The sequence below is a fragment of the Microbacterium sp. NPDC087591 genome, assembly GCF_044743625.1.
Lineage (GTDB): Bacteria > Actinomycetota > Actinomycetes > Actinomycetales > Microbacteriaceae > Microbacterium.
Genome location: NZ_JBIUWU010000004.1, coordinates 87,952 through 100,103, shown reverse-complemented (window position 1 = coordinate 100,103; position 12,152 = coordinate 87,952). Strand labels below are relative to the sequence as shown.

13 protein-coding genes are annotated in these 12,152 nt (G+C 67.8%); 3 read left to right on the top strand and 10 right to left on the bottom strand.

The genetic code is table 11. The features are described 5' to 3' along the window. The first annotated feature begins 4 nt into the window (after positions 1-4). Both ACIOVG_RS18205 and ACIOVG_RS18200 read left to right on the top strand, forming a co-directional pair. A complete protein-coding gene (locus ACIOVG_RS18205) occupies positions 5-712 on the top strand; it encodes an ABC transporter ATP-binding protein (protein ID WP_400876704.1) in 708 nt (235 codons plus the stop codon). Between the two features lie 47 nt (positions 713-759). Continuing rightward, positions 760-1,446, top strand: a complete 687-nt coding sequence (locus tag ACIOVG_RS18200) for an LEPR-XLL domain-containing protein (protein WP_400876701.1) — start codon at positions 760-762, stop codon at positions 1,444-1,446. Here the strand turns inward: ACIOVG_RS18200 and ACIOVG_RS18195 are convergent. Continuing rightward, positions 1,439-2,284 carry an amidohydrolase family protein gene (locus tag ACIOVG_RS18195; RefSeq protein WP_400876698.1) on the bottom strand — a complete coding sequence of 282 codons (846 nt, stop codon included), beginning with the start codon at positions 2,282-2,284 and terminating at the stop codon, positions 1,439-1,441. The two genes, ACIOVG_RS18200 and ACIOVG_RS18195, sit on opposite strands and share 8 nt — an antisense overlap. Positions 2,285-2,328: 44 nt before the next feature. Then, positions 2,329-3,150: an IclR family transcriptional regulator gene (locus ACIOVG_RS18190; protein WP_400876695.1), complete on the bottom strand. Its 822-nt coding sequence runs from the start codon at positions 3,148-3,150 to the stop codon at positions 2,329-2,331. A 131-nt stretch (positions 3,151-3,281) separates the two neighbouring features. On the opposite strand from ACIOVG_RS18190, the gene ACIOVG_RS18185 reads away from it, so the two are divergent. Beyond that, positions 3,282-4,184 carry a dihydrodipicolinate synthase family protein gene (locus tag ACIOVG_RS18185; RefSeq protein ID WP_400876692.1) on the top strand — a complete coding sequence of 301 codons (903 nt, stop codon included), beginning with the start codon at positions 3,282-3,284 and terminating at the stop codon, positions 4,182-4,184. Between the two features lie 58 nt (positions 4,185-4,242). Here ACIOVG_RS18185 and ACIOVG_RS18180 read toward each other — a convergent pair whose 3' ends face one another. From ACIOVG_RS18180 to ACIOVG_RS18145, 8 genes are read right to left on the bottom strand one after another with little or no spacing between them, the layout of a single operon-like run. Beyond that, positions 4,243-4,623 (bottom strand): RidA family protein, encoded by a 381-nt coding sequence (locus ACIOVG_RS18180; protein ID WP_400876689.1) that lies wholly within the window; start codon positions 4,621-4,623, stop codon positions 4,243-4,245. Next, entirely contained in the window at positions 4,620-5,552 is a 933-nt protein-coding gene (locus ACIOVG_RS18175; protein WP_400876686.1) for a DUF4862 family protein, read from the bottom strand. Before ACIOVG_RS18175 ends, ACIOVG_RS18180 begins: the two co-directional genes overlap by 4 nt. Further along, positions 5,549-6,649 carry an alanine racemase gene (locus ACIOVG_RS18170; protein WP_400876683.1) on the bottom strand — a complete coding sequence of 367 codons (1,101 nt, stop codon included), beginning with the start codon at positions 6,647-6,649 and terminating at the stop codon, positions 5,549-5,551. Before ACIOVG_RS18170 ends, ACIOVG_RS18175 begins: the two co-directional genes overlap by 4 nt. Next, on the bottom strand, positions 6,646-7,626 hold the full coding sequence (locus tag ACIOVG_RS18165) for an ABC transporter ATP-binding protein (protein ID WP_400876680.1): 981 nt from the start codon (positions 7,624-7,626) through the stop codon (positions 6,646-6,648). The genes ACIOVG_RS18170 and ACIOVG_RS18165 overlap by 4 nt, the downstream gene beginning before the upstream one ends. Further along, complete coding sequence (locus tag ACIOVG_RS18160) at positions 7,623-8,624, bottom strand: ABC transporter ATP-binding protein (RefSeq protein ID WP_400876677.1); 1,002 nt, start codon at positions 8,622-8,624, stop codon at positions 7,623-7,625. Before ACIOVG_RS18160 ends, ACIOVG_RS18165 begins: the two co-directional genes overlap by 4 nt. After that, positions 8,621-9,526, bottom strand: a complete 906-nt coding sequence (locus ACIOVG_RS18155; protein WP_400876674.1) for an ABC transporter permease — start codon at positions 9,524-9,526, stop codon at positions 8,621-8,623. Before ACIOVG_RS18155 ends, ACIOVG_RS18160 begins: the two co-directional genes overlap by 4 nt. Then, positions 9,523-10,482 carry an ABC transporter permease gene (locus tag ACIOVG_RS18150; protein ID WP_400876671.1) on the bottom strand — a complete coding sequence of 320 codons (960 nt, stop codon included), beginning with the start codon at positions 10,480-10,482 and terminating at the stop codon, positions 9,523-9,525. The genes ACIOVG_RS18155 and ACIOVG_RS18150 overlap by 4 nt, the downstream gene beginning before the upstream one ends. An 11-nt stretch (positions 10,483-10,493) precedes the next feature. Next, positions 10,494-12,101: an ABC transporter substrate-binding protein gene (locus ACIOVG_RS18145; RefSeq protein ID WP_400876668.1), complete on the bottom strand. Its 1,608-nt coding sequence runs from the start codon at positions 12,099-12,101 to the stop codon at positions 10,494-10,496. Between the last annotated feature and the right edge of the window lie 51 nt (positions 12,102-12,152).

The following is a 12,152-nucleotide window of genomic DNA, read 5'->3' as shown; positions in this document are numbered from 1 at the left end:
CATCATGACACGCTCCCCTCTCATCGACGCCCGTGGCCTCACCCGGTGGTTCCCCGCAGCCGGCGACGACGGCACGACGGTGCTGGACGGTGTCGATCTCGCGATCGAGGAAGGAGACTATGTCGCGCTCACCGGTCCGAGCGGATCCGGCAAGACCACTCTGCTGTCCTGCCTCAGCGGCCTCGACCATCCGACATCGGGCTCGGTGCGACTGGCCGGCACCGACCTCGCGACCCTCGACGACCGTCGTCTCGCGCGCACCCGACGCACGACCCTCGGGTTCGTCTTCCAGCGCACGGATCTGCTCGACGAGCTGCTCGTGCTCGACAACATCCTGCTCCCCGCGCACCGGCGGCGAGGACGGATTCCCACCGAGACACGGGCGCACACCGCGCGGCTCATGGAGCGCCTCGGGATCGGACACCTCGGCGACCGCCGCACGCACGAGCTGTCCGGCGGCCAGCGTCAGCGCGTCGGCATCTGCCGCGCCCTCGTGAACCGGCCCCGCATCCTGTTCGCCGATGAGCCGACGGGCGCGCTGCACAGCGAGTCCGTCGAGGAGGTGCTGGCCGTGTTCGACGAGCTGAACGCCGAGGGGACGACGCTCGTCGTCGTCACACACGATCCCAGCGTGGCGCGGCGCGCCCGCACCCGTTGCCACCTCGTCGACGGACGGATCGTGGACGCGCCGGCGACGGCCTCGGTGCGCTGAGCGCCGGCATCCCCGCCGAGCGGGCGACAGCGGAGTACATTCGGGGCATGTCGACGTCACAGGTGCTGCAGGGCGAGTTGCGCGAGTTGGATCCGCAGCGATGGCCGGACTTCCTCACCGCCCGCTCGGGACTCCCCGGCCCGCGCGCGAACCTCACGCTCGTGGACGCGGCCGCTCGCATCGCCGATCCCCCCGCCATCGACGCCCTGCTCGCGGACGGCGGGGAGTACCCGATGATGTGCGCGGCGGCGGCGATCGCTCGACGCGCGGCCGAACCCGCATCCGCGGCGCAGGCGCGCACCCTGGCGACAGATGAGCGGTGGCGTGTGCGCGAGGGCGTCGTCATCGGCCTGCAGCTCCTCGGCGACGAGTCGCCCGACGCGCTGATCGCGACCGTGCGCGCCTGGGCGGACGATCCCGACCTGTACGTCCAGCGCGCGGCGACCGCGGCGATCTGCGAACCGCGGCTGTTGCTCTCCGGCGCAGCCGCAGCCGCTGCCCTCGACATCTGCCGCCGAACCACTCGGCACCTGACCGCCCTTCCCCGCGAGCGCCGGTCCGAACCGGCCGCGAGGAACCTCCGACAGGCGCTGGGCTACTGCTGGAGCATCGCCATCGCCGCCGACCCCGACCCCGGCCTCGCCGCTTTCCGAGAACTCCCGTCGGAAGACCCCGATGTCGCATGGATCGTGAAGGAGAACCTGCGCAAGAAGCGGCTGTCCTCGATCATCTAAGGGCCAGGCCGAGCAGTCCGAGCGCATCGCGATGGATGAGCGCGTCGATCTCATCCATCGACAGCGGATCGAATCCGCGCGCATCGACACGAGCGATCCTGTGCAGGCCTGCGATCGTGTCGTCGACGGTCGTGAAGGGAAAATCACTGCCGAACAGCAGCTTGTGCCACACGCCGTACTCCTGCGCCAGCATGAGCGTGTTCCACAGCTGGAACGGCCGATAGTGCAAGGCGCTGATGTCGGCGTAGACGTGCGGATGCTTGCGGATGACGGCGATGCACTCCCCCTCGTACGGGTGACCCATGTGGGCGAGGATGAGCCGGAGCTCCGGGTGCCGCCGGGCGATGTCATCGGCGATGGCGGGACGCGCATAGGCGAGGACGGCCTGGCTCATGAACGTCGTGCCTGTGTGCATGAGCACGGGGAGCGCGTTGCGTTCTGCATAGTCCCAGAGCGGATCGAACTCTTCCGCCGCCGGATCGAATCCCGCATACATCGGCATGAGCTTGATCCCACGCAGCCCGAGTTCCTGATGCGCGAACTCGAGTTCCTCTCGCCAGCCGCGCTGCGTCGGATCGAGCGAGAGGAAGCCGACCGCGCGCCCGTTCGTGGAGGAGACGAACTCTGCGACATCGCGATCCTCGACCCAGATTCCCGAAAGCCTCGCCTTGCCTCCGATGACGAGGGCCACCGTGTCATCCGGTGCCGATTCCCAGTATCCCGACCAGTGCGTCGACAAGTCCACCTCGTGGCCGGCGGCTTTGCCCGCCTGGGCGACGAATGTCTCCCCGAGATGGCGGTGCTGATCGAACAGATGGGCGTGCACGTCGACGATCACGTGAGTCTCCTCTTCATCAGGATGATGCCACCACAGGCATCCGCTCAGTCAAAGCCCCGTTCGTCCACTCCGAACGCCGGGTTCACGTTGCCCAGCGCGAAGGAGATGCGCTTCGCGTGGTCCGCCACCGCTCTCCCCACGCGGACGATCTCCTCCCTGCGGAGACCGGCCTTCAACCGGGTGACGCTGATCGCACCGGCAGCGCGCCCTGACCGGTCCAGGATCGGAGCCCCGATGCAGACGACACCGTCCGCGTCTTCCTCGTCGTCGATCGAGAATCCGCGTTCGCGGATCTTCGAGAGATCCACGAGCAGCGCGGGCACGGAGGGGATCGTCTTCGCCGTGCGGCGCACCATCGGCGTCAGTGCCACCGTCCGGGCGACCTCCTGATCCGAGAGCGTCGCCAGGATCGCCTTCCCGACGGCGGAGGAATGCAGATACTCCTTCTGCCCCATGTGCAGCTCGAACCGGATGCCGCTGGCACCTTCCACACGACCGACGACGACGACGTAGTTGTCGACGCGCGTCGCGACACGCGAGGTGAGGTCGACCTCGTCGGTGAGCGCTCGCAGATGCGGCATGGCGAGATCCCTCAGCGTGACCCGCGACAGCGCGATCTCGCCGAGATACGTCAGGCGCAGCCCGAGCCAGTAGCGACGATCCATTCCGGTACCCGCTGAACGCACGAGTCCCCGTGCACACAGAGTCTGCAACGTCGCGAACACCGCGCTCTTCGAGCCTCCGACACGGGCAGCGACCTCCGTCACCGTCGCGCCGCTGGCACAGACGATCAGGGCGTCGAGGATATCGATGGCTCGCTCGACGCTCTGGACCCGCGACGCCTTCTTCGGACCTTGTCCGGTCATCTTCTCCCCCTCTGACCTTGTGCGCAGAAGCACCATTCGGTCTGACCGCACGGTTTTTGGCTCTGCCTTCCCCGACTCCCTAGCGTGGCGAGCACCGAAGAGACGACTGTCCCAACGAACAGGAGCAACACGTGTCCGACCAGCTCAGCGGCGTCCTGCCCGTCATCGCCACCCCCTTCGACGAGGAGTGGGAGATCGACGCGGCTCAGCTCGAACAAGAGATCGACTGGCTGTTCGCGAACGGCGCGGACGGCATCGTGGTGGCCATGGTCTCGGAGATCCTGCGCCTGAACACCCAGGAGCGGATGACGCTGAACGCTCTCGCGGTGGACTTCGCGGCAGGACGCGGACCGGTCATCGCCAGTGTGGGTGCCGAGAGCACCAAGACCGCGTGCGAGATCTCCGCCCACGCCCGGGATGTCGGAGCGACAGCCGTCATGGTGACGCCGCCGCTGCTCGCCGTCGTCAGTGCCGGACAGCTCGAAGAGTATCTCGGTGCGGTGATCGACTCGTGCGACCTGCCTGTGGTGTTGCAAGACGCGAGCGGCTACGTGGGAGCCTCCATCGATGTCGACCTGCAGGCATCGCTGCTGCGCCGTCACGGCGCGGAGCGGCTGCTCCTCAAGCCCGAGGCGGAGCCGTTGGGGCAGCGCGCGTCCGAACTGCGCACCGCGACCCGCGACCAGGCGCGCATCTTCGACGGCTCGGGGGGCGTGGCGCTCATGGACACGTTCGCCCGCGGCATCGTCGGCACGATGCCGGGCCCCGATCTCGTCTGGGCGGTACGAGCGCTGTGGACGGCGCTGGAGAACGGCGACGAAGCACGGGCTCTCGCCATCAGCAACCCGCTGACCGCCCTGATCTCGATGGTGCCCGGCTTGGACGGATACGTCGCGTTCGAGAAGCGCATGCTCGTCGCGCAGGGCGTGTTCACCAGTGCGCGGATGCGGGGACCGGTCACCTACGCGATCGACCCTCAGACGGAGTCCTTCCTCGACGCGCAGCTTGCGCTGCTGCGACGCGCGGTCGGCTGAGCCTCGCGGACGGCGGGGGTCTCCTCCTTCGAGGAGAGCCCCCGCATCTGCGCGATGATCAGTCATCGTCGAGCACGAGGACCGCGTCGAGCTCGATCAGGAAGCCCAGAAGGTCCGACTGGATGGTGGTTCGCGCCGGATACGGCTGCGGCAGGTACTCCGCCGCGATGGCGTTGAACTCCGCGAAGTCGTCGAGCGAGTTCAGGTAGGCACCGAGCCGCACGACGGCACCGAGGTCCGTCCCCGCCTCCGCCGCGACCGCCGCCAGGTTCTGGAACGTGCGGTGGACCTGCTCGGCGAACGTCTCACCGACGAGCGCCCCGCTCTCGTCGAACGGCCCCTGCCCGGCCAGGAAGAGCAGTCCGCCCGCGGCGACGCCCTGCGAGTAGGGTCCGACGGGCGCAGGTGCCTGCGATGTGAGGAAGGTCTGCATGGTCATGTGTTTCCTTTCGTGGATGCTGGTGTCAGCAGGTCGACGGCGGTCTGCAGCGCAGCGACCCGCGTGGAGATGTCCTCTCCTGCGGGACGCCAGGATGTCTTGACTCCCCGGTAGGCAGCGCGCAGGACCGCCGGCGTGATCGCCTGCGCTGCCCGCTCGCGCGTCAGGATCGAGACAGCCGGATCAGCCGCATCGACCACCGGAGTGTGGGAATCCGTCCAGGCCGGGCCGTATGGTCCCGCCTCCGATGCGACTCCCGAGAGCATGTAGCCGATGAGGCGATCGCCGGCCATGTCCACGTGTGCTGCCGCTCCGGAGGGATCACGCGACTCGATGGCGGATCGGCCCCAGTTGATCGTGATCCCGCACACGGCATCGCCCGCCCCGTCACTGCGGGAGATCGCCGCGAGCTCGTCTTCGAGGCGCAAGTACCCCTTGTCCGGTGTCCCGGCGCCGATATGGGCGTCGCAATGCTCGACAGCGATCCGCACCCCGCCCCACTCCCAGGAGCGGATCTCGCTCAGGCTCTCGCCGAGACGCGCATCGGCGCCATCCCCGCCGGGCACGCCGCTGGACAATGCGAGGGTCGTGATGTCCCGTCCCTCACCACGCCAGTGCGCGATCGCGTCACGGAGCCGAGATACCACCCGGACCGCGTCCCGCCTTCCACGCCGGTCCTTCGACGCGAGACCGAACTCCGACTCGGCGCGCGTACGGACGGCGAGCACAGGAACCGCCGTCACCACGTGCCCGCGTCCTTCGACCGCCCACTCGAACCACGACGGGTCCGAGGCGAGTCCGAGCGGGATCTCCAGCCCGTCGACGCCGTCCACCGCGAGCACGGCGCGCACGAAGGCAGCGGCCACATCGGGGCCGTCCGCGGCACTGAGCGCCGCATAGGCGCCGACGACGACATCACCGCCGGTCATCGACGCGCCTCGATGGGCCACTGGTCGACCACGCGACCGTCCCGCACGACCCAGGCCGAGGAGAACATGTTGACTGTGCCGCACGCATGGTTGGGGAGCACCACGATGCGGTCTCCGAGGCGCACGTCCTCAGCACCGCACAGGAAGCCGTGCTCCTCATGTCCGGTGACCAGAATGCCGGGGCCGTCGAGCCGCGTGCCGATGCGTCCGTCCTTGCGCGCACTGCCGTCGCTGCTCATCGCCTTGATCCCGGCATCGACGATGACGGTCTCGCCGCGCTGCACGCTCACGACGGTCGAGTGGACCGTGAGCGCGCATTCGTCGTCGTCGACCGCACCCGTGAACCGCTGGTTGTCGTCTCCGAAGACGTAGGTGCCCGGTCGCATCTCGGTGATGCCGTCGATCGTCGGTGCGCTGTCTGCACCCGGTGTCGATCCGACGGACACGGTCGCGAGGACCACGCCACGCGTGCGGGCGCTCTCCGCCACAGCAGCCATGAGCTCCCCCACAGCCCGTCCCGCGGCGCGACGCGCCACGCGGTCGACCCCATGCGCGGCAAGCTGTCCCTCGTGCGTGAAGATACCGTCGACGTGGAGTCCATCGAGCTCGGCGATCTGCTCGAGAACGGCGGGGGCTTCTGCAGGCGCTGCCCCCGTCCGCCCCAGACCGGTGTCGATGTCGAGCCGCACCGTGACCTGCACGCCCGCGTCGACCGCGGCACGGCTGAGCGTGCGTGCGGATTCGACCGAGTCGAGGCCGACCATGAGACGTCCGCGCCTGGTCAGGTCGATCACGGCCTCCACGCGGGCGTCACCGACAGGCGGGTACGCCCAGAAGACGTCGTACCCCGCACTCACGAGCACGCGTGCCTCTCGCCCGGTTGCACAGGTGAACCCGACGGCGCCCGCCGCAGCCTGGAGGCTCGCGATGTGCAGGCTCTTGCTCGTCTTCCAATGAGGCCGCAAGGCGACGCCCGCCCCACTCGCGAACTCCGCCATGCGGTGGATGTTGTGGTGCAGACGACCGAGGTCGATGACGAGCGCAGGCGTCGGGAGATCCGCCATCGTGATCCCCGCCGGGAACTCCTCTGCATTCATGCTGATACTCCTTCATCACTCGCGCTGTCAGGTCGTGTCTCCGGGAAGTGACAGGCCACGCGCCGCAACGCACCGGCGGCCTCGAGCGCAGGAGTCCGTTCGGCGCAGATACTCCGGGCTTTCCAACAACGCGTGCGGAACCGGCACCCGCTCGGGGGACTCAACGGCGACGGAAGCTCCCCGGCCAGGACGATTCGCTCTCGAGCGCCCGGCGCGGAGGGCGTGGCCGACACCAACGCCCGGGTATACGGATGCGCGGGATCGTCAAGGACTTCGGCCACCGGCCCCTCCTCCACGATGACGCCCAGGTACATCACGGCCACGCGGTCGGCGGAGTGCTTCACGACCTCGAGATCATGCGTGATCATCAGGAACGCCGCATTCCCCTCGCGCCGGATCTCACTCAGCAGATTGAGCACCTGGGCCTGGACCGACACATCGAGGCCCGAGACGGGCTCGTCGAGGATCAGCAGGTCGGGGTCGAGCGCCATCGCGCGCGCCAGACCGATGCGCTGGCGCTGGCCACCGGAGAATTCGTGAGGGTAGCGATCGAGCGCACTCTCGGGAAGGGCGACGCGGTCGAGCATTCGCGCCAGGTCCTTGTCCGTCGCGGAGATCCGGTTCGCGATGAGCGGCTCCTTCAGGATCTCCCGTGTCGTGAAGCGCGGATTCAGGGACGAATGCGGGTCCTGGAACATGAACTGGATCTCCCGGCGGAGACGGCGCAGTCGCTCGCGATCGGGGGAGGTGACGTCGTCGCCGCGCAGAAGGATGCGTCCGGATGTCGGCTGGTTCACGTGCACGAGCGTCTTGCCGAGCGTCGATTTCCCGCATCCGGATTCGCCGATGATCCCCACGAACTCCGAGACCCCTACGACGAGGTCCAGTCCGTCGACCGCATGGACGACGCCCCTTCCGCGTCCCCCTGCTCGGAAATGCACCTGAAGCTGATCGACGACGAGCAGCGGATCGCTCATGACCCCACCTCCATCCGGGGATCGTCGCGGAAATGACACGCGCTGACTCTCCCGTCCTGCGAGGCGAGGAGGTGCGGGGTCTCGTCGCGACACCTCTCGGATCGGTGGACGTAGCGGCACCGGGGTTCGAAGGGGCAGCCGTGAAGGAGGAGTCCGGGCCTCGCGGGTTGTCCAGGGATCGTGGGCAGGACCGTACCCGGTGCTGACGACCCCGGACGACTCGCCAAGAGCGCCCTCGCGTACGGGTGCCTGCTGTCTTCGAAGATCTCGTCCGCCGCAGCGCCCTCCACGACGCGCCCGGCGTACATCACGACGGCGCGATCCGCGATCTGAGCGATGAGGCCGAGATCGTGGCTGATGAACAGCACCGACACACCGAGCTCATCCCTCGCGCGCACGAGCACGTCGACGACCTGGGCTTGGATCGTCGCGTCGAGCGCGGTCGTCGCCTCATCCGCGATCACCAGCTCGGGGTCGTTCGCCAGCGCGATCGCGATCACCGCGCGTTGTCGCATGCCGCCGGACCACTGGTGCGGGTATTGCTGCGCGCGCCGCTCCGGCTCGGGGACCCCCACGAGCCGGAGCACCTCCAGCGCACGGGCACGTGCCACCGCCCGCCCCTTACGCGGGTGATGGATCAGATAGGCCTCGGCGATCTGGTCTCCCACGCGGAAGAGCGGGTTGAGAGTCGTCATCGGGTCCTGGAAGACCATGCCCATGCGGCTACCGCGCAACGACCGCATCCGACGCTCCGGCAGGTCCAGCAGCTCCGCACCATCGAAACGGATGGACCCCCCGCGCGTCGCATTTCCGGGCAGCAGGCCCATGATCGCAAGCGCGGTGAGACTCTTCCCCGATCCGCTCTCGCCGGCAACGCCCACGATCTCGCCACGACCCACGTGGAGATCGACACCACCGAGCAGCGCGCGGGGGCCATCGGCGGTGGGCAATGTGACGACCAGGTCGTCGACCCTCAGCAGTTCATCGGTCATCGTCATCGTGCCTTCCTCGGGTCGAGAGCGTCACGAATGCCATCACCGATGACCATCGCGGCCAGAACGGTGAGGGCGATGGCGAGCCCGGTGGGGATCCAGAGCCAGGGCATCGATGACAGCACCGTGATCGATTGGGCTTCTGTGAGCATGTTCCCCCAGCTGGGGGTAGGAGGCTGAACGCCGACGCCCAGGAAGGAGAGCGCGGCCTCCAGCAGGATCGCTTCCGACACCAGGAGCGTGGCGGCGACCGTCACGTGCGGCAGCACGAAGGGCACGAGGTGCCGGCGGAGAATGAAGAGATTCCGCGATCCCATGACTTCGGCGGCCTGCATGAACTCCTCCCGTCGCAGCCCGATCACGATGCTGCGGGCGATGCGCGCAGAAGACGGCCAGGACAGCCCGGCGATGACACCGATCAGCATCGTGATGTTCGGCCCGAGCACTCCGGCGAGCACGATCGCGACGAGAACGGCCGGCATGACGAGGAACCCGTCGATCACGCGTGTGATGAGGTTGTCCACCCAGCCGCCGAACCAGCCGGCGATGACGCCGATGATCGTGCCCGCCGTCACCGCGATGACGGCGGCGGAGAGGCCGACGACGAGGGAGACCCTTCCACCGTGGAGCAGCCGGGTGAGCACGTCGCGACCGACCGAGTCTGTGCCCAGGAGGTGCTGCGGACCCGGCGCCTGGCGTACGGCTGTCAAATCGATCTCCTCCGGCGCGTAGGGCGTCAGAAGCGGGGCGGCGATGACCGCGATCGCGATCAGCACGAGCGTCAGGAGACCTGCGACGGCCAGGACGTTCTTGCGGAACCGACGTCTCGCGAGCGCGCCCGGCGAGGTGTCCAGTGGCCGTCGGCGAGCAATCCGCTGTACTCGGCGTGGCGTGTCTGCGATGGTCATCTCTGCCTCCGAACGCGGGGGTCGAGGATCACATAGGCGAGGTCCGCGAGGAGATTGCAGACCAGCACGAGCACCGCGACATACAGGCCGAAGCCGATGACGACGGGGTAGTCGCGCGCCTGCACCGCCTGAATCGAGAGCTGCCCCATGCCCGGCCATGCGAAGACCTGCTCGACGGCCACTGCGCCCGCCAAGAACACGGGGATGTAGAGCATGAGGACCGTGATGAGCGAGAGCAACGTATTGCGCAGGGCATGTCCGATAGCGCGGATCTGCCCGCCGCCCTTCGCGATGACGGTCCGCACGTAGTCCTTGCCGAGTTCCTCGAGCATCCCTCCGCGCACGAATCTCGTGAACGGCGCCGCGACGGTCAACGACAGCAGAGACACCGGCAGGATGAGATGGCGGAGCACATCGACGACGTCGCCGCCGCCTGACGACACCATTCCGGCGCTCGGGAGCGCACGGAGCTGCACCGCGAACACGTAGATGCCGAGCATCGCGAGGAAGAAACCGGGGAAGCAGATCGCCAGCACGCTTCCCGTGCTGATCGCATAGTCGATCGGGGTGTTGCGCCTCGTCGCCGCGAGGATGCCCGCCGGGACCGCGATGAGCGCACCGATGACGAGTGCGCTGCCCATCAGCAGGAGTGTGGGACCCAGCCGGTCGGTCAGAACCTGACCGACCGGCTGTCCGGAAGAGTATGAATAGCCCAGGTCTCCGGAGAGCACGCCGGTCATCCACCGGACGAACTGCACCACGACCGGTTGATCCAGGCCCAGTTCCCTCCGCCGCGCCGCGATGTACGCCTCCCTGTCAGCGCCCACCAGCTCCGGCGGCACCGTCATCTCGACGGGGTCACCGGGAGCAGCGTGGACGAGTGCGAACAATCCGATGGCGATCGCGAGGAAGATCGCGATGCTCGAGAGGAGACGAACGCTCAGTGACCTGATCAACGTGTGCTCTCCTATTCGCCTGAGATCGTCCAGTCGGCGGCGTTCCAGAAACCGTTCGTCGCGTCGCCGTTGGGCACGAAGCCGGACACCCGATCGCTGACGGCCCAGATCGTGTCGGGACGGTTCAACCAGATGTAAGGCACCTCGGCGTTGTCGATGCGCGCTGCGTCCTGGTAGGCGAGGGCCCTGGCGTTCCGATCGCTGGTCGCCGCGCCAGCTGCCGCATGCGCGTCGAGCTGCTCGTCGCAGAAGAACGAGAGGTTGGATCCGGCCGGGAAGCGGGCGTCGCACGAGAGCACAGGGGCGGAGCTGGCGGGATCCATCGAGTAGACGCCGCCGCCGAAGAGCAGCAGATCGAACGACTGCGAGTCGAGCAGCGCGGACTGGCCCGCGGCATCAACGGGATTCGCACTCGCGGCGATGCCGACGGCCTTCAGATTCTCGACGATGACATCGACGGCGAGGTCGCGATCACGCTGACCGTTGATCCACGTGATCTTGACGGGAGTCGTGCTGTCCCACCCGGCATCCGCCAGCAGCGCCATCGCACGATCGGGATCGTACGCGTAGTCGTCGAGCCCATCAGGGAGAGCCCACTCCGAGAGGAACGTGCTGTTCAACGCCGTCCCCGCTCCGCCCAGGATGCCGTCGATGATGCCCTCACGGTCGATCGCCGTGACGATCGCCTGGCGCACGCGCGCATCGCCGAGAAGCCCCTTCTGTGTATTTACAGCCATCCGGGTGAAGCCAGGGGAAGGCGCGGACGCGACGCTCACGTCTGCGATGCCCTCGACAGCGGCGCGGTCGCTCGGCGAGACCTGCACGATGTCGATCTCCCCCGTCGACAGCTGCGACGTGGCGACGTCGCTCGTGACGAGCTTGAGGTACAGCCGGTCGATACCGACCCCGGAGCGGTAGTTCTCGTTCGCTGCCAGCACGAGCTCCTGGTCTGTCCTGTACTCCTCGAGGGTGTACGGACCCATGCCTGCTGTGGGAGCCGAGAAGAAATCGTCCTCCATGATCCGGTCTGCGGGCACGTCGCCGAGGATGTGCTCGGGGAGGATGAAGAAGACCGGTCCATAGCCGATGAGAGAGAGGAACCCGGCGTTCGAGGCCTCGAGCTCGATCTGCACCGTGGTGTCGTCGACAGCAGTGATCCCCGCCAGCTCATCAGCCGTGCCGTCCTGATACTCGGAGTATCCGACGACCTGCGACAACCGGGAGGACTGCGCGCTCGCCACCGTCGGATCGGCATAGAGGTTGTAGGTGAAGACGACGTCCTCGGCGTCGAACGGCTCACCGTCGCTCCACTTCAACCCCTCGCGGAGATGGAACGTGTAGGTCGTCGCGTCGTCGTCGACCTCCCAGGACTCGGCCAGACGCGGGATGTACTCCGAATCGGGATCGGTGGTGACGAGGTTGTCGTACAGGAGCGACATCGCGAGCTGCTCGCCGCCGGCGAACGGCTTCAGGGGGTTGAAAGAGGTCGGTTCCTGGTAGAGATAGACGCTCGCGGAGGTCGGGGCGTTCGAATCGGAATCGGGTGGACTCCCGGCCGAGCAGCCGGCCAGCAGGACGGCAGTCGCAGCTGCCAGCAGCATGATGGATTGATTTCGCATAGGTACCTCTTCTCTCAGGTGTCGGGTCGTGCGGGGTATGGGGCGGCGACC

Coding starts and splice junctions, on each gene's coding strand:
- ACIOVG_RS18205 (WP_400876704.1), top strand. CDS start 5: ATGACACGCTCCCCTCTCATCGACGCCCGTGGCCTCACCCGGTGGTTC.
- ACIOVG_RS18200 (WP_400876701.1), top strand. CDS start 760: ATGTCGACGTCACAGGTGCTGCAGGGCGAGTTGCGCGAGTTGGATCCG.
- ACIOVG_RS18190 (WP_400876695.1), bottom strand. CDS start 3,150: ATGACCGGACAAGGTCCGAAGAAGGCGTCGCGGGTCCAGAGCGTCGAG.
- ACIOVG_RS18180 (WP_400876689.1), bottom strand. CDS start 4,623: ATGACCATGCAGACCTTCCTCACATCGCAGGCACCTGCGCCCGTCGGA.
- ACIOVG_RS18175 (WP_400876686.1), bottom strand. CDS start 5,552: ATGACCGGCGGTGATGTCGTCGTCGGCGCCTATGCGGCGCTCAGTGCC.
- ACIOVG_RS18170 (WP_400876683.1), bottom strand. CDS start 6,649: ATGAATGCAGAGGAGTTCCCGGCGGGGATCACGATGGCGGATCTCCCG.
- ACIOVG_RS18165 (WP_400876680.1), bottom strand. CDS start 7,626: ATGAGCGATCCGCTGCTCGTCGTCGATCAGCTTCAGGTGCATTTCCGA.
- ACIOVG_RS18160 (WP_400876677.1), bottom strand. CDS start 8,624: ATGACGATGACCGATGAACTGCTGAGGGTCGACGACCTGGTCGTCACA.
- ACIOVG_RS18155 (WP_400876674.1), bottom strand. CDS start 9,526: ATGACCATCGCAGACACGCCACGCCGAGTACAGCGGATTGCTCGCCGA.
- ACIOVG_RS18145 (WP_400876668.1), bottom strand. CDS start 12,101: ATGCGAAATCAATCCATCATGCTGCTGGCAGCTGCGACTGCCGTCCTG.